This window comes from Streptomyces qinglanensis, from assembly GCF_900111245.1.
Classification (GTDB): Bacteria; Actinomycetota; Actinomycetes; order Streptomycetales; family Streptomycetaceae; genus Streptomyces; species Streptomyces qinglanensis.
Map to the genome: position 1 here is coordinate 338,921 of NZ_FOGO01000004.1, position 19,481 is coordinate 358,401.

Here is a 19,481-nt window from a genome sequence, read left to right on the forward strand (position 1 = left end):
ATGCCCGTCCAGGCCCCCTACGGCACCTGGCCCTCCCCGATCGACGCCGGTCTCGTCGCGGCGCACGACGGGCGGCCCGATTTCCTCGGATCCGTCGGCGGGGAGCTGTGGTGGACCGAGCCGCGCCCCGAGGAAGGCGGCCGCCGCGCTCTGCTGCGGCTGCCGGCCGACGGCAGGCAGTCCCCGGTCAGTGTGCTGCCCGCGCCGTGGAACGTGCGCAACCGGGTGATCGAGTACGGCGGTCTGCCCTGGGCCGGTGCGGCCCGGAACAGCGGTGGGCCACTGATCGTCTTCACCCACTTCGCCGACCAGCGGCTCTACGCGGTCGAGCCCGATGCCCCCGACGCCGCGCCCCGCCCGCTGACGCCGCTCTCCGACATCACCGAGGACGGGCTGCGCTGGTGCGATCCGGTGGTGCTGGTCGACCGCGGCGAGGTGTGGTGCGTACTGGAGGAGTTCACCGGCGAGGGGCCCACCGAACTGCGCAGGGTACTGGCGGCCGTACCACTGGACGGATCGGCCGCCGCCGACCGCGGCCGGGTGCGCGAGCTGACCGGGGACGACGACCGGTTCCTGAGCGGCCCGCGGCTCTCCCCGGACGGCGAGCGCCTGGCCTGGCTGGCGTGGAACCATCCCGCGATGCCGTGGGACGGTACCCGCGTCATGACCGCACGGATCGGCGGTGACGGCAGCCTCGAACCTCCGCGCGCGGTCGCGGGCGGCCCCGAGGAGTCGGTGGCGCAGGCAGAGTTCGCCTCCGACGGCACGCTGCTGATCGCCTCCGACGCGAGCGGCTGGTGGAATCTCCAGCGGGTGGATCCGAGAGCTGCCGGAACGGACGGCTCCCGGCCCCGAGGCGTACCGCTGTGCCCGCGCGAGGAGGAGTTCGCGGGCGCCGCCTGGAAGATCGGGCAGCGATGGTTCGCACCGCTGCCCGGCGGACTGGTGGCCACGCTGCACGGGCGGGGCGCGCAGCGGCTGGGTGTGCTCGATCCGGAGACAGGCGCACTGGTCGACGCCGCCGGGCCGTGGACCGAGTGGGCGCCCTCGCTCGCCGTCGTCGACTCGCGTGTCGCCGGGATCGCCGCGAGCCCCCGCACCTCCTATGAGATCGTCGAACTGGACACCCGCACCGGCCACACGGTCGTCGTGGCCGCGCACCACGAGGACCTGGTGGACCCGGCCTACTGTCCGGAGCCGCAGAGCCGTACCTTCACCGGGCCCGGTGGCCGCGACATCCACGCCCACCTCCACCCCCCGCATCATCCCGACCACAGCGCACCCGCGGAGGAACTGCCGCCGTACGTGGTGTGGGTGCACGGCGGACCCACCAGCCGCTCCCCCCTGGTGCTCGATCTGGAGATCGCCTACTTCACCTCGCGCGGCATCGGCGTGGTGGAAGTCAACTACGGCGGTTCCACCGGCTACGGGCGCGCGTATCGCAACCGCCTCCGACAGCAGTGGGGCGTCGTGGACGTCGAGGACTGCGCGGCGGTGGCCCGCACCCTGGCCCGGGAGGGCACCGCCGACCCGGCGCGGCTCGCGATCCGGGGCGGCAGCGCGGGCGGCTGGACCAGCGCCGCGTCGCTCACCTCCCCGCTCGCGGAGGGCCTGTACGCCTGCGGCACCGTCACCTACCCCATCCTCGACCTGACGGGGTGGGCCACAGGCGAGACCCACGACTTCGAGTCCCAGTACCTGGAGTCCCTGGTCGGCCCGCTCGCCGAGGTGCCGGACCGGTACCGCGAGCGCTCACCGCTGCAGCACGCGGACCGGACGGCGGCCCCCTTCCTGCTGCTCCAGGGGCTGGACGACGTGATCTGCCCGCCGGTGCAGTGCGAACGCTTTCTGGAGCAGGTCAAGGGCAGGGGAGTCCCGCACGCCTATCTCGCCTTCGAGGGCGAGGGGCACGGCTTCCGCCGGGCCGAGACGATCGTGCGCGCGGTGGAGGCCGAACTGTCGCTGTACTGCCAGACTTTCGGGCTGGCAAGGGAAGACATCACCCCGGTGGAGCTGCGGCCATGAGTATTCCCCCGCTGCCCGTAGGAGAACCGGCGCCCACCCTGGCCGATCCGCACGGCCTGCTGGAGGGCTACCTCGACTACTACCGCGGCACCCTGCTCCGCAAGGCCGCCGAGCTCCCCGAGGAGGAACTGCGGGCCGCCCGCCTCCCCTCCGGATGGACGCCGCTGGAGCTGATACGGCACCTCCAGCACGTCGAACAGCGCTGGCTGAACTGGGGATTCATGGCGGAGTCCGTACCCCGTCCCTGGGGCGACCACGGCACGGGCGAAGCCGCGGACCGCTGGCAGGTACCCGAGGGGGCGAGCACCCAGGAGGTACTCGACGCGTACACGGCGCAATGCGACCGCTCCCGGCAGATCACGGCCGGCCGGCGGCTCGACCGACGCGCGGCGACCGGTGGCCGCTTTCCCACCGAGGCGGAGGCCCCCACGCTCGCCTGGATCCTCTTCCATCTGCTGCAGGAGTACGCGCGTCACGTCGGGCAGCTCGATGTGGTGGTGGAACTGGCGGGCGGAGGGACGGGGGAGTAGCGCGCTTCCGAGCCGGACCGCTCCGCGGAGGCCGTCTCGGGACCACCTCCCGTGCGGACCGGTCCGGACGGCGGAGGCAGACACCCCCCGCCCGTACGAGGACCGGGCTCCGTACCGGCGGGTCTACAGACCGGCCAGGTCGGCGAGGATCCGGGCCTGCCGCAGCAGGGTGATGCTGTGGTCCAGGCTCTCGTCCTCGTCCACCGACCACAGGGCGTACTCGACATGGCGCGCCACGGACCAGGCGCGTATCCGGTCGGCGTCCTCCCCCAGCGCCTCCGCCAGCAGCGCCGTGCGGTGCCGCAGTACCCGGTGCGGATCGGCGTGTGCGAAGGGAGCGTCGATCTGTTCGAGCAGCGGCCAGGGATCGAAGGCGGGGTCGAGTGCGGCACCCTCGGTGCGGGCCTCGGGGTGCGGCCACGTCAGTTTCAGCACGGCCCGGGTTCCGTCGGGCAGCTCGGCGGGTGCCGCCCAGGAGCAGCTTCCGCCGTGGAAGGGCGCGTGCAGCCGCAACTGCCAGCGCTCGCGCATCTGCTCCACCAGCGTGGGCAGCCCGGCCAGCCATCCGCGTCCGTCGGCGGTGCGGCTCATCGCGGTGAGCACGGGCAGGGCGGGCGGGAAGAGGTCGGTCATGGCACGTCCGGGTGGTCGTCTGCGGCGCCGGCTGCTGCCGGGGCCGCACCACGGTACGGCGTGTACCTCCCGTCGCCGAGCGGCTTTTCGCGGAGCCCTGTGCCGTACGCCGCGGAGCTCTCCGCCTCCCTCCTGCCGACCGGTGCTGCTCCGGCTCCTGTCCCCGTCTTCGCTCCGTGCCCGCCTGCCGTCCGTTCCCGCGGCCGTACGAGCTCCAGTAGCTCGAAGGAGCAGCGCCGCACTCGTCTGTTCGGGTACGGTCGCGGCATGACGAGCGTCGCACCCGGTATCGATGGTCCCGCCAGCTCTCCGGCTGTTCACGTGCTCAGGGTCTCCGAGCAGGCCGCCGCGACCAGGGCTCCCGGTGCGCTCGCCCCGCTTTCCGAGGAGGAGCGGGAGCGGGCCGCCGCCTTCGTCCGGCCCGTCGACCGTGACCGTTACCTCGTCGCGCACCTCGCGCTGCGCAGGGAACTGGGTGTGCTGCTCGATCTGGATCCGGCGCAGGTGCGGTTGGCCCGCGCGGACTGCCCTGTGTGCGAGGGCCCGCACGGGCGGCCGATCGTCCCCGGCAACCCGGTCCACTTCTCCCTCTCGCACGCGGGGGACGTGGTGCTGCTGGCCTTCGCGGCCGTGCCCGTCGGGGTGGACATCGAGGAGTTCCCCACCGCCGGGACGGCGCGCGAGACGATGACCGCCCTGCACCCCCGGGAGCAGGCCGAACTGGCGGCGGTCGCGGACACCGCAGCGCTGCCTCTGGTGTTCGCGCGCTGCTGGACCCGCAAGGAGGCGTATCTGAAGGGCACCGGGACGGGACTGGGGGAGGACCCCTCGATCACCTATGTCAGTGCCCTGGAGGATCCGGCTCCGGTGCCGGGGTGGCGGCTCTCGGACCTTCCGGCGCCGTCCGGCTACGCCGCCGCGAGTGCGCTGCGGCAGCTCACCGCTCACGAGGTCGGGTGAGCGCTCGCTCCGTGCGGGGCACGGTCGGCGTCCGCCGGTCGCCGCCGGGAAGGACCGCGACGAGCAGGCCCAGGGCGCTGAACGACAAGCCCACCGCGACGACGGCGGGCCAGGCGCCGGCCGCCCAGGCGAGCGAGCCGGCCAGTGAGCCGAGCGCGATGCCCAGGAAACGCGCGGTGAACCAGACGGTGTTGAGGCGGCTGTGCAGGCCACGGTCGAGAGTGAACAGCACGGTCTGACTGGCCGCCTGGCTGCCCCACACCCCGATGTCGAGCAGCACTCCGGGGATCAGCCACCACGGCGAGCCTCCGCCGGGCAGCAGCACCAGCCATCCCGCCAGGACGAGCGCCAGGAGCGCCGCGGACGCGCCGCGGCGTCCCATGCGGTCGGCGGCCCGCCCGGCCCACGGCGAGGCCGCGGCACTCGCCGCGGCCACCAGCCCGAAGAGGCCGATCCGGGCCGGTCCGTAGTGGTAGTGGCCGCCGAGGAGGAACGTCAGGCTGGTCCAGAACGCGCCGAAGGCGACGCCGACCAGCGCCCCGGACAGCACGATCCGGAACACCATCGGGTGTGCCGCGAGCCGGGGCAGGGAAGCCAGCGCGGCGCGGTAGCCCGGCACCGGGGAGGAAGCGGCGGACGGCACGTGCGGCGCGGGCGGCACGGTCGGCACGTGCGGCGCGGGCGGCACGGTCGGCACGTGCGGCGCGGGTGGCAGTGCCGAGCGCAGCAGAGCGGCCAGCGCCAGGGTCAGCGCACAGGAGCACAGGTGGACGCCGCGCCACCCGACGGCTTCCGCGAGCACGCCGGAGTAGGCACGGGAGGCCAGCACCCCCACGAGCAGCCCTGCTTGCACACCGCCGACCACCTGTCCCACCGCGCCCCTGCGCCCCTCCGCGAGGGCGACCGCGAGTGGCGTCACCAGTTGGGGCACCGGCGAGCACAGGCCGAGCGCGAAGCCCGCGGCGAGCAGGAACTCCGCGGTGGGGGCCAGCGCGCAGGCCGCCAGTGCCAGCGAGGAGAGGGTGCCCAGCGTCAGGATCAGGCGGCGCCGGTCGTGGCTGTCGCCTGCCGGCACCAGCAGCAGGATGCCGGCGGCGTAGCCGAGCTGGGTGGCGGTGGGGACGGCTCCCAGCAGAGCGGCACCGCCGCCCAGCGACCGGGCGATGCCCTCCAGCAGGGGCTGGCTGAGATACACGTTGGCTGCGGTGACGAACGCTGGTGACCGCCAGCAGCAGCATCCGGCGGTGGAAGCGGCCGGACGGTTCGGCGGGGACCGGCAAGGAGTGGTTCACGGGCAACGAGGCTAGGGACGTGCGGCGCGGCAGACTTTCGCCCGTACGCCGGCAACTGTCGAGAGTGCGCCGACCCGGAGCTGCGGGCGCTGGCGCCGCGGGGAGCCATGTACGGGAAGAGCGAGGACCGGGACGACTACCAGGAGATCCCCCGGCCGGTCGCGGCGATGGCGCGGGATCTGCCCGACGGCCACCACATCCCGCCGCACCGCCACCGGCGTGCCTAGCTGATCTACGGGACCACGGGCGCCATCACGGTGGTCACCGGCCACGGCACCTGGGTGGTTCCGGCGACCCGGGGCGCGTGGGTGCCGCCGCGGCTCACCCACGAGATGCGGTGCGCCGGACCGGTGGCGATGCGCACCCTCTACCTCGATCCGGCCGCCGCGGTGGAGCTGCCGGACGTCCCCACCGTGGTCTCCGTCTCGCCGCTGCTGCGGGAACTGATCGACGAGGCGACCCGGCTGCCGGTGGAGTACGAGGCCGAGGGCCGGGACGGACACGTGATGGCGCTGCTGCTGCGGGAGCTGACGCCGCATCCCGTGGCGGCGCTGCATCTGCCGGCCCCGGACAGCCCGCGGTTGGCGGCGCTCTGCGACGCGGTGCGGCGGTCTCCGGCGGATCCCTGGACGACCGGCCGGGCGGCGGCCTTCGCACATCTGAGCCCCCGGAGCCTGCAGCGCGACTTCTCCGCCGCGACCGGGATGAGCCTGGCCCGCTGGGTGCAGCAGGCGCGGCTCGTGCACGCGGTGACCCTGCTCGCGCGGGGCTCTTCCGTCACCGCGGTGGCGGGTGCCGTCGGCTATGCCACGCCCAGCGCCTTCACCGCCATGTTCCGCCGCGCACTCGGCACCACGCCCCGGGACTACTTCGCCGCCACGTGAGCGCGCGCCGGTTCGTGTGCCGGTTCGTGTGCCGCGGGCCCGGCCTCGGCGAATCCGGTTGTAGCGGTCCCGGTACGCGGCGGTCGGGTGTACGGCGGTCCGATGCCGCGAGTGTCGGCGGCCCATCGGAAGGGCGGCCCGCCGGAAGGGCGCGCAACGCGTGCCCCCGGAGTCCCGACTGCCGCGGGGGCCCCGGGCGTGCCGAGGGTCCCGCGGGCGCCGCGGCATCGCCGCGGAAAGGATCTGGCGTGCGGCCGACGGAGCGTGTTCCATGGTCATCGGGGGTCCCGGTCAGGCGGCGGCGCCCGTGGAGGTATGGAAGAAGCGAGGTTGCCGTGGCCACGACCGTACGACGCAGCACCCGGACCCTGCCCGCCGCGCCGCTCGGTCCGGAGAACCCGCTGCCCGCGCTGCTGCCGCGGGACGAGGCCCACGTCCTGGACGGATCCGAACGCGCCGCGCTGCCGCCGGAGATGGCACGGCAGGTGGGCTACGCCCCGCTGCGGTCGGTGCTTCCCACCCGGGTGCTGGACGGCTACGGACGGCAGCGCACCCCGACCGCGCTGGAGACGATCGTCCTGGAGAACGCACGACTCCGCGCCACCGTCCTCCCGGGCCTCGGCGGTCGCCTCGCCTCGCTGTTCCACAAGCCGACCGGGCGTGAGCTGCTGTATGCGAACCCCGTCTTCCAACCCGCCGACTTCGCCCTCAACGGGGCCTGGTTCTCGGGGGGCGTCGAGTGGAACATCGGCGCCACGGGGCATACGGCGCTCTCCTGCGCGCCTCTGCACGCGGCCCGGGTGCCCGCGCCCGGCGGAGACGGTGCGATGGTGCGGCTGTGGGAGTGGGAGCGGCTGCGGGACACCCCGTTCCAGGTCGACCTGTGGCTGCCGGAGGACTCGGACTTCCTCTACGTCGGCGCCCGGATCCGCAACCCGCACCACCGCACCGTGCCGGCCTACTGGTGGTCCAACATCGCGGTCCCCGAGAGCCCGGGGACGCGGGTGCTCGCCCCGGCCGAGGAGAGCTGGTACTACGCCTACGAGCGCACGCTGCGCCGGATACCCGTGCCGGAGTGGGACGGCGTCGATCTGACCTACCCGCTGAACAGCCGGTTCCCCGCCGACTACTTCCACGAGGTGCCCGCACAGTCGCGGAAGTGGATCGCCGCCCTCGACGGGACGGGGCGGGGCCTGGTGCAGACCTCGACCGACCTGCTGCGCGGCCGCAAGCTGTTCGTCTGGGGCGCCGGACCGGGCGGCAGACGCTGGCAGGAGTGGCTGACCGAACCGGGCACGCCCGGGTACGTGGAGATCCAGGCGGGACTGGCCCGCACCCAGCTCGAACACCTGCCGCTGGAAGCGGGCGGTGAGTTCGCCTGGCTGGAGGCGTACGGACCGCTGGACACCGATCCGGAAACGGTGCACGGTGCGGACTGGGCGGCGGCGCGCGCGCACACCGAGGAGCGGCTGGAGAGCGTCCTGCCGCGCGGCGCGGTGGAGGAGGCGTACGCGGCGTGGCGGCCCTGCGCCGACGACGCCCCCGAGGGCGGACCGGCCGACTGGCTCGCTTCGGGGTCGGGCTGGGGGGCGCTGGAGGTGGAGCGCGGCGGTTTCACCCTGCCGGGTACGCCGTTCCCGCCGGAGACCATGGGTGCGCAGCAGCGGCCGTGGACCGCGCTGCTGCGCACCGGCACACTCCCCGGGGGCCTGGAACACCTTCCGCCGGGACCCACGCTGGTCGCACCGGAGTGGCGCGAGCTGCTGGAGTCCGCCGACGCGGATCCGAACTCTGCCACGACGGGCGCTGCCTCGCGGCGCGAGGTGGACTACCACCTGGGCGTCGCGCAGTGGCACGTCGGCGACCGCTCGCAGGCGGTGCGCAGTTGGGAGCGTTCCCTCGAACAGGGCGTGGGCTGGCCCGCGTTGCGCTGCCTTGCTGTCGCCGACCGGCAGGAGGGCAACGGTGCCCGTGCGGCGGAGCGCTGCCTGGCGGCCGTGCACGACGCACGCGAGCGGCTCGACCCGAGCGACGCCTTGGCGGAGGCGGCACTCACCGCGCTGGCGGCCGAGGCGGTCGAAGCGCTGCTGGCCGAGGATCGGGCACAGGACGCCGAGCAGGTGCTGGCGGGCCTGTCCCGGCAGCAGCAACAGCGTGGCCGCTGCCGGCTGCTGCGCGCCCGGGTCCTGCTGGCGCAGGGCGACCCGGCGGGCGCCCGTGCGCTCTTCGAGGCCGGTTTCGAGGTCGAGGATCTGCGGGAGGGCGAGGAGGTGCTGAGCGACACCTGGGCGGCGCTGACGGCCGATCCGCTCCCGGCCCGGTACGACTTCCGTATGCGGCCGTAGGGAACGGCGGGTCGGACGAGGCTGCCGCGGTGCTCCCGGTGGAAACCGCACCGGGAGCGCGGTGCCGTCACTGCTCGGGGGCGTCCTGCTGGCGGTCCACGTACTCGAACACGCTGCCGTCAGGGTGGCGGGCGACCAGATTGCGGCCGATCGGGGTGGACTTGGGACCCGCGATGATCTGTGCCCCCACGGTGTGCAGATCGGCCAGCGCGTCGTCCACGTCCTTCACCGCGAGCGTCGCCTTGACCTTGCTGAGCACATCGAGATGCTCCTCGGGACCGCTCATCAGGAAGAAGGGGCCGACCGCCGCGACTTCCACGGGACCGTTCTGGAAGCGCATCGCCTCCGCGCCGGCCAGCCGTTCGTACACCGGCACGGCGGCGTCCAGATCGTCGACGCAGATACGCAGCGAGGTCCCCAGGATATCCATGGCACCACCCTAGAACGGGACCGCCCGCGGCGCCGAACCATGCTGCGGGATACCGCAGTTGCCCCGCGCCGGGAACCGCGGCGGGCCGCGGCCGCTCACACGCGGCAGAGGATCTCGCCGTGCACCACCGTGAACCAGCCGTCCTCCTCCTGTCCCCAGGCCCGCCACGCCTCCGCGATCCCGCGCAGCTCGTCCTCGTCGGCCTGGCCGCCCTCGACGGTGAGCGCCGCGTAGCCGGAGGCGACGGTGCGGTCGGCCCACAGCCCGCTCCACCAGGCACGCTCGTCCGGCGTGCTGAAACACCAGGTGCTCGTGGTGACGGTGATGTCGGCGAAGCCCGCCGCTCGGGCCCATGCGTGCAGTCGCCGTCCGGCATCCGGGGTGCCGCCGTTGGCGCGTGCGACCCGCCGGTAGAGCTCCAGCCAGGCGTCCATGCCGGGGGGCTGCGGGTACCAGAACATGCCGCCGTAGTCCGCGTCCCGGACCGCCACCACTCCGCCGGGCGCGCACACCCGCCGCATCTCGCGCAGCGCGCCCACCGGATCGCCCACGTGCTGCAGTGTCTGGTGGGCGTGCACCACGTCGAAGTCGCCGGTGGCGAAGTCGAGCGCGTGCACGTCGCCGGTGGTGAACACGGTGTTGGCCAGCCCGCGTTCCTGCGCGGTGGCACGGGCCTGCTCCAGGACCCCGGACGCTGCGTCGAGTCCGGTGACCGAGCCCTGCGGCACCCGCGCGGCCAGGTCCGCCGTGATGGTGCCGGGTCCGCAGCCGATGTCCAGGACGCGGTGGTGCGGGCGCAGCTCGTCGAGGAGGTAGGCGGCGGAGTTTTCGGCGGTGCGCCAGCGGTGCGAGCGCAGGACGGACTCATGGTGGCCGTGGGTGTACACGGCGGTCTCGTGTGCCATGCGCGCACTGTAGTCCTGCGTCTCGCTATTCGAGCAAGAGTGTTCCGTAATGTGGACATGAAAATGCGGGTCGAGTCCGCCTGCGCGTGCCTCCGTGGGTCTCCGCGTGCCTGCGCGCCGCCGAGGGTGCGGAGGCGTGGGGCGACGGCCCGGCCCCGCACGGCCCGGCCCGGTATGGCCCGTACGGCCCCGGAGCGCGGAGAACGTCTGTCCTGCCCGCTCACTCGGAGCGCGGTGGACCGTCCTCCCGCTCGGCGGGCGGCCGCACCGCCGCGCCGCGAGGTGCTCCGGTGCCCCGTCCCGGTCCCGCGCCGATGTCCCCTCCGGGCCCGGAGTCCGGCACGGCACGGCTGATGTGGGCCAGGACCGACTCCGGATCGCTCTCCCGCACCAGGTCGCCGATGCTGACCATCCCCGCCAGCCGGCCGCCGTCCAGTACCGGCAGCCGCCGCACCGCGTGGGTACGCATCAGCTCCACCGCCGCCCGCAACTCCGTGTCCGGCGAGACGGTCACCGGGTCGCGAGTGCAGGCCGAGAGACAGTTCACGCTCAGCGGATCCACCGCATCGGCCACCGCACGCAGGGTGATGTCCCGATCGGTGAGCAGTCCGAGCAGTCTGCCGTCCTTCACCACCAGCACGTCCCCGATCTCCTGCGCGCGCATCAACTGGGCGGCCTCCACCAGGGATGCGTCAGGGCGGACGGTCGTCGCCGCGGGCGTCATGATGTCTCGCACCAACCGCGCCATGTTCCAGTCCTCTTTCCGGGTCGCCATCTCCGGGTGCCTCGTCCGCGCCGTGTGCTCTCTCCCCCCCCGTGGAACAGCACGGCGTACCCGCAGCCGCGCCGCCGACACCCGTGGGATGGGCGGGGGTCGGGGCCACCGGCTCGATGTCGCCGCCGTCCGGCGCAGGTCCGTCACTCTCGCCACCGGCTCGTGGTGTTCCGGCGCCGCCCGGGCCCTTCGGGCCCACCCGTCCGGACCGGACGCCGCCCGCACGTCCGCGCCGGCGACGCCGTCCCCCGCCTGGCGCCGCCGTTCGGCCTCGCCTCGCCTCGGACTGCCCGCTGCCGCCGGCCCCGCCGCCATCCGCCCCGTCCCGCCCCGACCCGTCCCGCCCTGACCCGACCCGCCCCGTCCCGCCTTCGTGGTCCGTCCCGACCCCGCGGGCCCGGCGCCGCCCGAGCCGTGCCCGGGGTCCGCCGTACGACGGGGGCGGATGCCCGCGCACAGGGCCGCCGTGCGGGCGCCTGCGCAGGAGCGAAACCGTACGTGTCGGCGCTGCCGGGGCCACCGCCTTCTGGGAAGGTGTACGCAAGAAAGGTTGTCCGATAAGCGGCGGAGGCCACGAGATGCGGCGCACGGACCAGGTCGGGGGAGGGGGCGCGGAGCTGCTCGCCGTCCCGTCCGCGACGGCCGTGCGCACGGCCGCCTGCGGTTACTGGCACCGCCGCGGACTGCCGGCCGACCCTCCGCAGGTCGCTGTCGCCCCCGGTGCTCCGCTGCTGCTGCTCGCCGTGCTGGCTGCCGCGGCCGGTGCGCCCGGGGGCGGCGGTGAGGGACTGCGGGCACCCGGCAGTGTGCTGCTTCCGCATCCGTGCCCGCCCTGGCACGCGGCGCAGGCGCGGCAACTGGGCCGGACGGTGCACACCGTTCCGGTGCCCGCGGAGTGCGGCGGGGTTCCGGATCCGTTCGCGCTGCTGGAGGCGGTGCGCAGGTCCCGCGGGGCGGGGGAGGTCCCGCACGCGCTGGTGCTCTCCGTCGCCGACGACATCACCGGCACCGCACCGCCGCCCGAGCTGCTGCACGAGGTGTGCGAGGCAGCCGTCGCCGAAGGGCTGCTGATCGTCAGCGACGAGACCTGGCGCGACACCTCGCACGGCCCGCACGACACCGTCGTCGTCAGTCCGGCCGAGATGCTCACCGAGGCGGGCCGGGCCGACCATGTGGTCGTGCTCGCAGGGCTCGACGCGATGGACGCCGCGATGGACGCCGCGATGGACGCCGCCATGGACGCCGCGACGGACGGGGCGCCGGTGACGGGCCCCGGCTCCGGGCCCGGAGAGGTACCCCCGGGGCCGTCCCCGGGGATCGCCCGGTTCGCCGCCACCGAGCGCGGCAGGGCGTTCGGCGAACGTGTGCACCACCTGCTGACCGAGCTCGGCGCCAGGCTCTCCGGCCCGGTCGCGGCGGCCGCCGCCGCGACGCTCCGGGAGCCCGCCGAGCTGCTGTCCCGGCGCGCCGAGGCGGCCCGGCTGCGCGGCGAGCGGGCTCGCGCGCTGCACCGGGTCGTCACCGGGACGGGCGCGGTGTGCCGTCCGCCGCACCTGGGCCGCCACCTGTACCTCGACCTCGACCCCTTCCGGCCGCGCCTGGCCGCGCGCGGGGTCACCGATGCACCACGGCTGGAGGCCGAGCTGGTGCGGCGGCTGGGCCCGTACGCACAGGGCGGGCACCGCTTCGGCGACGCCCCGGGAGAGCTGCGGGTGCGGCTTGCCACGGACCTCCCGGCCGGTGCGGCAGGGGCCGCCGGACAGGACGGGGGCGCGGGCGAGCCGGTGGCCGCCGGGGCGGCCGGGCGGCAGCCTCCGCAGGAATGGCCGAGAGCGCCCGGGACGTTGGCACAGGTGCAGTCGGTGCTGGTCGACCTCACGGATGGGAGTTGTCAGTAGATGACCGAACGGACCGGGCAGCGTTCCGAGCGCTCTCCCTCCCCGCCCCGGCCGGACGGGGCCGCCGCCTCGGAATCCTCCGGACCGGCCCAGCCCTCCTCGGCCCAGCCCCCGTCGGCCGGAACCCCGTCCGGAACCCCGTCCGGAACCCCGGCCGGGAGGCCCGCGGGAACGTCCCCCGGGGCGCCCGCCGCGGAGGCTGCCGGTGTGTCCGGGGCCGAGCCCTCCGGGGCCACGGCCCGGCCGGATGCGGCGGGCGGCACCGCGCCCGACGGCGGGTCGCCGGGTGCCGAGGGGCGCACGGCCGCGCCCTGCTCCGGGGGAAGCACCCGGCCCGGTCCCACCGATGTGCTCCTCCGGCCGCCCCCGCCCGCCCTCTCCCCGCCGCGCCCGGTCGGTGCCCGGCGGATCTGGCCCCGCTCCTTCGCGCACCGGCTCACCTCGCCGCTGCCCGGTGTCCGGGCGCTGGCCAGGCTCGCCCGCGAGGGCGCCATGCGGCCGGTCGCAACGGCCCTCGCCGAGGAGATCCCCCAGCTCCCCTTCGCACCGGGCCCGCTCCCCGAACCCGGCCCCGACGGCCTGTCGGTCACCTGGGCCGGGCACGCGAGCTGGGTGGTGCGGATCGGCGGGCTCACGGTGCTGACCGACCCGGTCTGGTCGCGGAAGATCCTCGGCACTCCCGCCCGCATCACCCCCGTCGGGGTGGCCTGGCAGGATCTGCCTCCGATCGACGCTGTCGTCATCTCGCACAACCACTACGACCACCTCGACGCTCCCACCCTGCGCAGACTGCCGCGCTCGACTCCGCTGTTCGTCCCGGCCGGACTCGGCGCCTGGTGCCGCAAGCGCGGCTTCACCACCGTCACCGAACTGGACTGGTGGGAGGGTGCCGAACTGCCCGCACGGCGGGACGGCTCGGCGGCGACGGCGGGGGGCGCCGGCAGGGCGCGGGTGCGCTTCGACTTCGTGCCCGCCCACCACTGGTCCAAGCGCACCCTCACCGACACCTGCCGCTCCCTGTGGGGCGGCTGGGTGCTGACCGACCCGCAGGGGCAGCGCGTCTACTTCGCGGGTGACACCGGATACGGGCACTGGTTCGCCGAGATCGGCCGCCGGTTCGCCGGTGTCGACCTGGCGCTGCTGCCCATCGGCGCCTACGACCCGCGCTGGATGCTGCGCCCCGTGCACACCGATCCGGAGGAGGCCGTGCGCGCCTGCCAGGACGTGGGCGCGCGCAGGATGGCGCCCATGCACTGGTCCACCTTCCTGCTCTCCGGAGAGCCCCCGCTGGAGCCGCTCACCCGGGTACGGGACGCCTGGGCCGAGGCGGGACGCCCGCGCGAGGACCTGTGGGACCTTCCGGTGGGGGCCTCCAGGGTCCTGGAGGCGGCGTAGTTCCCGGCACGAGGCGCCACCTCCTGCCGCCGGACGACCCGCGGCAGGGCTGCTCCGGGGGCTACTCCGAGGTACGCCCCCCGCGGAACCGGCGCCACGCCGCCGGTGCGGCGCTCAGCAGCAGGGTCAGCGCGACAGCCGCGGCGATCCCCTCCCACGGCCGGGGGAAGAGGGCGCCCCCCGCGACGCCGACGAGCTGGTAGGCGGCGGCCCACGCCAGGCAGGCCAGGACGTCCCCGCGGGCGAACTCGCGCATCCGCATCCGGGCCAGCAGGCAGGCGAGCATCACGGGGATCCGTCCCGCGGGGATCAGCCGGGAGACGACGAGCACCGTCACCCCGTGCGTACGCAGCCGGGCGTCGGCCTGTGCGAGCCGCTCGGGAGCGGCTCGCTCGCGCAGCGCCGACAGCCAGCGGGAGCCGTTCCGGGAGCCGATCCCGCGCCTGCCCAGCCAGTACAGCCCCAGGTCGCCGAGGAAGGCGGCGAGTGAGGCGACGCCGAACACGGCGAGCAGGGCGAGCACCGGCATGCTCTGGTGGAGCGCCACCACGGCGGCTCCGCTGACCAGCGCCCCCGTCGGGACGACCGGCACCAGCGAGCCGAGCACCACCAGCAGGAACAGCGAGGGGTAGCCCAGGGCCTGCTGGGTGGACTCGGGCGGGCGCACCACGGCGTCGGAGACGGTGTGGGCGATCGCGCCGAGGCCGTCCGGGAGCGCGCCGGTCATCTGTCCGCCTCCAGCCGCACGCTCTCCCCGTGCCCCAGCAGGTGCACCGCGACCTCCGGCGCGGGCCCCGCCGCCAGCCGCTTGAACTCGGCGCCGGGGGAGTGGAACTCGTGCGGCCTGACCGCGTCCATGCCCACCGGCCAGTACGTGCCGAAGTGCACCGGCACCGCGCTGCGCGGGCGCAGCCGGGCCAGTGCCTCGGCGGCGCGGCCCGCGTCCAGATGCCCCTCGCCCAGGAAGGGTCCCCAGCCGCCGACCGGCAGCAGCGCCGTGTCCACGGCGCCGACCGCTTCCGCCATCCCGTCGAAGAGTCCGGTGTCCCCCGCGAAGTAGGTGCGCTCCTCGCCGGCCACCACGAACCCCAGCGCGGGAGCCGTGTGCCGTCCCAGCGGCAGCCGCCGCCCGTCGTGCGCGGCCGGGACGGCCCGGACGGTCAGCGGGCCCGCCGCGACCTCGTCGCCCGGGACGACCTCGACGAGCTCCAGCACCGGCGCCAGCCGCCGCAGGCCGGGCACGGCCCGCAGCGCACCGCGTGGCACCAGCACCCGGGTGCCCGGCGCCAGCATGGCGAGCGAGCCGAGGTGCAGATGGTCGGCGTGCAGGTGGGAGACGAGCACCAGGTCGGCCCGTGCCGCGTGCGGCGGCGGCAGCGCCCCGCGCCGACGGCGCAGATGGGCGAGCCGGGGTACCAGCAGCGGGTCCGTCAGCACTGTGACCCCGGAGTCCCGCACGGTGGCGGTGGCATGTCCCCACCAGGTGACCTCGACCGGCACGTGCGCTCCTCCCCGGGACCTCGTCGGCTGCTGCGCCCCTACGAGCCTAAGCGCGCACCGGGGCGACCCGACCGCCGCCTCCGGGCGCGCTCCGCCGCGAGCCCCTCGGCCCCGGCCGTTTCCGGCACCGGCCCCGGCCGTTTCCGGCACCGGCCCCGGCCGTCTCCGGCACCGGCCCCGGCCGTCTCCGGCCCCGGCCGCTCGCGGCCCCGGCCCTCTCCGGTCCCGCCGATCCCTTCCGGCCCCCGTCGGCCTGCGCCGTCCGCGAGCCTCGCGCACGCCTCGAGCGCCCTGCTGCCGCCGGACGAGGCTGTGCAAAAGTGGAGGTTGTTCCGTCAACCGTGAGGGAGGTGACCTGACGGGCGTGCGCGTTCCCCGCATACCGTGGCGCAGGCTGGGCGCGGCCTCGCTCCGCGTCGGAGCCGTCTGGCTGGCCGGCACCCTCACGATGCTGGTGCTCGCCGGAGTGCTGCCGGATTTCCGGCTGCAGTCCGCAGGCGGTGACAGCGCCACCGTCATCGGCATCACGGCCGCCGTCGGCGCCGGAGTCTTCGGACTGCTGAGCGCCCTGGTGTGGCCGCTGCTGGTGCGCGCCTTCCTGCTGGTGCCGGCGCTGGTCCTCGGACTGCTCGTCTTCTTCCTCAACGGGTCGCTGCTGTGGCTCGCGCTGTCCCTGATCCCCTACGGCAGGGGCAGCGCGGATCCGTCCATGGCGGTCGTCGTGGCCGCCGCCATGTCCGCGGCCTCCTCGGCCACCAACGCCCTCCTCGCGGTCCGCGACGACCGGGGCTACCGGCACCGGCTGGCCCGGATCGCGGGCCGCAGGAGGCGGCGCGAGGGCCAGGGCGCGCCGCCCCGCACCCCGGGCACGGTCTTCCTGCAGCTCGACGGGCTGGGCCACGCGGTGCTCGAAGAGGCGCTGGAGGCACCGCCCGGCGGCGAGCCGCTGATGCCCGCGGTCGCCGCGCTGTACGGGCGCACCCACCGGCTCACCCGCTGGCGCACCGACTGGTCCAGTCAGACCGGCGCCAGCCAGCTCGGCATCCTGCACGGCAGCAACACCGACGTGCCCGCGTTCCGCTGGTACGAGAAGGAGACCGGCGAGGTCGTGGTCAGCAACCGGCCCACCAGCGCGGCCGAACTCCAGCGCCGCGCCGTCGAACGCACCGGCGATCCGGGCCTGCTCGCGCAGGACGGTGCCAGCCGCGGCAATCTGTTCACCGGCGGCGCCCGGCAGGTCGCGCTGGTCCTGTCGGTCTCGGCCCGCCGCGGCAAGGAGACCCGCTCCCGCGCCGGGTACTTCGCCTACTTCTCCGACCCCGCGAACGCGACCCGCACCGCCGTCTCGTTCGTCGCCGAGGTGCTCCGCGAGATGGTCCAGTCCACCCGAGCGCTGCTGCGCCGGGAACGGCCCCGGGTGGGCCGCGGCGGGCTGTACCCGTTCGTCCGCGCCTTCGCCACCGTCGTCGAGCGGGACGTGGTGGTGGCCGCCGTGCTCGGGGACATGCTCAGGTGCCGGACAGCGGTCTACGCCGACCTGGTCGGCTACGACGAGGTGGCGCACCACTCGGGACCGCGCGGCAGGGACACCCGGCAGGTGCTGCGGCGGCTGGACCGTTCGGTACGGCTGATCGCCAAGGTCGCCGAGCACGCGCCGCGCCCCTACCGGCTGGTGCTGCTCTCCGACCACGGGCAGAGCTTCGGTGAGACGTTCGAGCACGCCTACGGGCTGACGCTGGAGGATCTGGTGCGGGCGGGCAGCGGACTGCAGGTGCCCCGCCGCGCGGGGCGGACGGCCAGCGGCTCGGAGGCGCGGGCCGCGGCGCGCGCGGCCCTGCGCCGCCCCGAGGACTCCGGCCAGGAGGCGCCGCGCACCCCGCGGCGCGACACCGGACCGGTCGTGCTGGCGTCCGGCAACCTGGGCCTGATCTCCTTCCCCGACCACCCCGGACGGCTGACCCGGGAGCGCATCCAGGAGCTGCGCCCGGCCCTGCTGCCCACGCTGGCCGAGCACCCGGGCATCGGCTTCGTGGTGGTGCGGAGCGCGGAGCACGGCCCGGTGGCGCTGGGCGCGGGCGGATGCGAGCACCGGCTGCAGACCGGCGAGGTGGTCGGCCGCCGCGACCCGCTGGCCCCGTTCGGCGCGGGTGCGCGCCAGGCGCTGCTGCGTACGGCGCGCTTCCCGCACGCCCCGGACATCATGGTCAACTCCGCCCTCGATCCGGCCACCGGTGCGGTGCACGCCTTCGAGGAGCAGATCGGCTCGCACGGCGGGCTCGGTGGTGAGCAGAGCGACGCGTTCCTGCTCTCCCCGCTGGAGCTGTCACCGCCGGTCGAGCCGGGGCAGTCGCTGGTGGGTGCGGAGGCCGTGCACCGGGTGCTGCGGCGCTGGCTGGCGGAGTCGGCCGAGCCGCGGCTGCTGCCGGGCGCCGACCATCTGGCCGCGGCCTCGGAAGAGGCCGGACCGGCTGACGGCACCGCCGGGTCGGCCGGCGCGCAGGAGCCGCTGCCCGCCGCGCCCGGCGGCTGACCGCTCATCCGGCTGCGGGCTTCCCGGCGTCCTCGGGCTGCCGGGTCGTCCCGGTGCCCTCCCTGATCGGGGTGCCCACGTCCCGCAGGTGGCGCATCGCCTCGCGCCAGGAGGCGACCAGCCCCGTCTCGTGGTACGGGACGCCCAGTTCGGCACAGTAGTCGCGGACGAGGGGGCGGGCCCTGCGCAGGTGCGGGGTCGGCATGCTGGGGAAGAGATGGTGCTCGATCTGGTAGTTGAGGCCGCCCAGCGCCAGATCGGTGAGCGGCCCGCCGCGCACGTTGCGCGAGGTGAGTACCTGGCGGCGCAGGAAGTCCGGGCGCTCGTCGCCCTTGAGCGTGGGCATGCCCTTGTGGTTGGGGGCGAAGATGCTGCCCAGATAGACGCCGAAGACGGCGTGATGGACGAAGAGCACCGCGAGGGCCATACCGGCCGGCAGCGCCCAGAACAGCGCAGCCAGGTATCCCGCGGTGTGCACCAGCAGCAGCCCGCCCTCCAGCCACTTGCGCTTGAGATGCGGCTGGCGCAGTGCCCGGAAGCTGGAGACGTGCAGATTGAACCCTTCCAGCGTCAGCAGCGGGAAGAACAGTGCCGCCTGGTGCCGTCCCACGAACCGGGGCAGCCCGCGCGCCTCGGCCGCCTGCTCCCGCGACCAGACCAGGATGTCGGGCGCGACATCCGGATCGAGGTCCTCGTGGTTGGGGTTGGCGTGGTGCCGGGTGTGCTTGTTCATCCACCAGCCGTACGACATCCCGATGCACAGGTTGCCCACCGCGCGGCCGAACACCTCACTGGCCCGGCGGCCGCGGAACACTTGCCGGTGCGCCAGATCGTGGGCGACCAGCGCGAGTTGGCCGTAGACCATGCCCAGGTACCCGGCGACGGCGAGCTGCCACCAGGAGGCGCCCACGGTGCCCAGGGCCACCCACCCGGCGGCGAAGGCCAGCCCGACGAGCGTGAGGCGTACGGCGTAGTAGAGCGGTCTGCGGTCCAGCAGCCCGGCGTCCGAGATCCGCGCTGAGAGTCGGGAGAAGTCGCTGCCCTGCCGCCCTCCGCCGGAACCTTCCCGTGCGGCCCGCGGCGCGGCGCTGCCGGAGTCCTGGGCGGTCCGCGGCTGCGGTGCGTCGATCGCTGTCGTCATGCCCACGAGCCTTCCGGCCGCGGGCCGGTGCCGACAGCCGCGCAGCCCGCCTGCCGGGGCGGGGGGCTGCCCTCCTCGCCGGGTGTACCTGGCTACACCCGGTCTGGGGGACATCCCTGAGCCCGGGGTCAGGGTCCCGTCCGGCCGCCCGAGCGGTTCTCGGCCACCGCGGACCGGGAGTGCGCGGGCTCTCCCGGATCCGGCTGCCCGGCCCGCCGTTCGCCGGTGCGGCAGACCT

16 protein-coding genes are annotated in these 19,481 nt (G+C 75.0%); 8 read left to right on the forward strand and 8 right to left on the reverse strand.

The genetic code is table 11. The features are described from left to right. The gene (locus BMX65_RS11325; RefSeq protein ID WP_075000074.1) at positions 1–2,025 is read left to right on the forward strand and encodes a S9 family peptidase; all 2,025 of its coding nucleotides are present in this window, start codon (positions 1–3) and stop codon (positions 2,023–2,025) included. Continuing rightward, positions 2,022–2,555 (forward strand): DinB family protein, encoded by a 534-nt coding sequence (locus BMX65_RS11330; RefSeq protein WP_177214240.1) that lies wholly within the window; start codon positions 2,022–2,024, stop codon positions 2,553–2,555. The genes BMX65_RS11325 and BMX65_RS11330 overlap by 4 nt, the downstream gene beginning before the upstream one ends. A gap of 123 nt (positions 2,556–2,678) precedes the next feature. Here the strand turns inward: BMX65_RS11330 and BMX65_RS11335 are convergent, their stop codons facing one another. Then, positions 2,679–3,188: a hypothetical protein gene (locus BMX65_RS11335; protein ID WP_075000075.1), complete on the reverse strand. Its 510-nt coding sequence runs from the start codon at positions 3,186–3,188 to the stop codon at positions 2,679–2,681. A 267-nt stretch (positions 3,189–3,455) separates the two neighbouring features. Here BMX65_RS11335 and BMX65_RS11340 point away from each other — a divergent pair, with 267 nt between their 5' ends. After that, positions 3,456–4,148: a 4'-phosphopantetheinyl transferase family protein gene (locus BMX65_RS11340; protein ID WP_075000076.1), complete on the forward strand. Its 693-nt coding sequence runs from the start codon at positions 3,456–3,458 to the stop codon at positions 4,146–4,148. Here BMX65_RS11340 and BMX65_RS11345 read toward each other — a convergent pair. Then, positions 4,126–5,343 carry an MFS transporter gene (locus BMX65_RS11345; RefSeq protein ID WP_075000077.1) on the reverse strand — a complete coding sequence of 406 codons (1,218 nt, stop codon included), beginning with the start codon at positions 5,341–5,343 and terminating at the stop codon, positions 4,126–4,128. The genes BMX65_RS11340 and BMX65_RS11345 overlap by 23 nt on opposite strands. 327 nt (positions 5,344–5,670) lie before the next feature. On the opposite strand from BMX65_RS11345, the gene BMX65_RS11350 reads away from it, so the two are divergent. Both BMX65_RS11350 and BMX65_RS11355 read left to right on the forward strand, forming a co-directional pair. Then, entirely contained in the window at positions 5,671–6,324 is a 654-nt protein-coding gene (locus tag BMX65_RS11350; protein WP_338068936.1) for an AraC family transcriptional regulator, read from the forward strand. Between the two features lie 335 nt (positions 6,325–6,659). Further along, entirely contained in the window at positions 6,660–8,669 is a 2,010-nt protein-coding gene (locus BMX65_RS11355) for a DUF5107 domain-containing protein (protein ID WP_075000078.1), read from the forward strand. Positions 8,670–8,736: 67 nt separating this feature from the next. Here the strand turns inward: BMX65_RS11355 and BMX65_RS11360 are convergent, their stop codons facing one another. The 3 genes from BMX65_RS11360 to BMX65_RS11370 form a co-directional block, all read right to left on the reverse strand. Next, complete coding sequence (locus tag BMX65_RS11360; RefSeq protein WP_075000079.1) at positions 8,737–9,099, reverse strand: VOC family protein; 363 nt, start codon at positions 9,097–9,099, stop codon at positions 8,737–8,739. Between the two features lie 95 nt (positions 9,100–9,194). After that, a complete protein-coding gene (locus tag BMX65_RS11365) occupies positions 9,195–10,004 on the reverse strand; it encodes a class I SAM-dependent methyltransferase (protein WP_075000080.1) in 810 nt (269 codons plus the stop codon). Between the two features lie 220 nt (positions 10,005–10,224). Further along, positions 10,225–10,779: a CBS domain-containing protein gene (locus BMX65_RS11370; protein ID WP_075000081.1), complete on the reverse strand. Its 555-nt coding sequence runs from the start codon at positions 10,777–10,779 to the stop codon at positions 10,225–10,227. Between the two features lie 578 nt (positions 10,780–11,357). Here BMX65_RS11370 and BMX65_RS11375 point away from each other — a divergent pair. Further along, the gene (locus tag BMX65_RS11375; RefSeq protein ID WP_075000082.1) at positions 11,358–12,677 is read left to right on the forward strand and encodes an aminotransferase class I/II-fold pyridoxal phosphate-dependent enzyme; all 1,320 of its coding nucleotides are present in this window, start codon (positions 11,358–11,360) and stop codon (positions 12,675–12,677) included. Further along, positions 12,678–14,072 carry an MBL fold metallo-hydrolase gene (locus BMX65_RS11380; RefSeq protein ID WP_420856808.1) on the forward strand — a complete coding sequence of 465 codons (1,395 nt, stop codon included), beginning with the start codon at positions 12,678–12,680 and terminating at the stop codon, positions 14,070–14,072. 61 nt (positions 14,073–14,133) lie between these two features. On the opposite strand, the gene BMX65_RS11385 is transcribed toward BMX65_RS11380, so the two are convergent. Together BMX65_RS11385 and BMX65_RS11390 are read right to left on the reverse strand one after the other, a co-directional pair. Continuing rightward, positions 14,134–14,799: a DedA family protein gene (locus BMX65_RS11385; protein WP_177214241.1), complete on the reverse strand. Its 666-nt coding sequence runs from the start codon at positions 14,797–14,799 to the stop codon at positions 14,134–14,136. Beyond that, positions 14,796–15,572: an MBL fold metallo-hydrolase gene (locus tag BMX65_RS11390; protein WP_075000083.1), complete on the reverse strand. Its 777-nt coding sequence runs from the start codon at positions 15,570–15,572 to the stop codon at positions 14,796–14,798. Before BMX65_RS11390 ends, BMX65_RS11385 begins: the two co-directional genes overlap by 4 nt. Before the next feature lie 364 nt (positions 15,573–15,936). On the opposite strand from BMX65_RS11390, the gene BMX65_RS11395 reads away from it, so the two are divergent. Then, positions 15,937–18,102, forward strand: a complete 2,166-nt coding sequence (locus BMX65_RS11395; RefSeq protein ID WP_075000084.1) for a phage holin family protein — start codon at positions 15,937–15,939, stop codon at positions 18,100–18,102. 4 nt (positions 18,103–18,106) lie between these two features. Here BMX65_RS11395 and BMX65_RS11400 read toward each other — a convergent pair whose 3' ends face one another. Then, complete coding sequence (locus BMX65_RS11400; RefSeq protein ID WP_075000085.1) at positions 18,107–19,243, reverse strand: fatty acid desaturase family protein; 1,137 nt, start codon at positions 19,241–19,243, stop codon at positions 18,107–18,109. Between the last annotated feature and the right edge of the window lie 238 nt (positions 19,244–19,481).

Coding starts and splice junctions, on each gene's coding strand:
- BMX65_RS11325 (WP_075000074.1), top strand. CDS start 1: ATGCCCGTCCAGGCCCCCTACGGCACCTGGCCCTCCCCGATCGACGCC.
- BMX65_RS11330 (WP_177214240.1), top strand. CDS start 2,022: ATGAGTATTCCCCCGCTGCCCGTAGGAGAACCGGCGCCCACCCTGGCC.
- BMX65_RS11335 (WP_075000075.1), bottom strand. CDS start 3,188: ATGACCGACCTCTTCCCGCCCGCCCTGCCCGTGCTCACCGCGATGAGC.
- BMX65_RS11340 (WP_075000076.1), top strand. CDS start 3,456: ATGACGAGCGTCGCACCCGGTATCGATGGTCCCGCCAGCTCTCCGGCT.
- BMX65_RS11360 (WP_075000079.1), bottom strand. CDS start 9,099: ATGGATATCCTGGGGACCTCGCTGCGTATCTGCGTCGACGATCTGGAC.
- BMX65_RS11365 (WP_075000080.1), bottom strand. CDS start 10,004: ATGGCACACGAGACCGCCGTGTACACCCACGGCCACCATGAGTCCGTC.
- BMX65_RS11370 (WP_075000081.1), bottom strand. CDS start 10,779: ATGGCGACCCGGAAAGAGGACTGGAACATGGCGCGGTTGGTGCGAGAC.
- BMX65_RS11375 (WP_075000082.1), top strand. CDS start 11,358: ATGCGGCGCACGGACCAGGTCGGGGGAGGGGGCGCGGAGCTGCTCGCC.
- BMX65_RS11380 (WP_420856808.1), top strand. CDS start 12,678: ATGACCGAACGGACCGGGCAGCGTTCCGAGCGCTCTCCCTCCCCGCCC.
- BMX65_RS11385 (WP_177214241.1), bottom strand. CDS start 14,799: ATGACCGGCGCGCTCCCGGACGGCCTCGGCGCGATCGCCCACACCGTC.
- BMX65_RS11400 (WP_075000085.1), bottom strand. CDS start 19,243: ATGACGACAGCGATCGACGCACCGCAGCCGCGGACCGCCCAGGACTCC.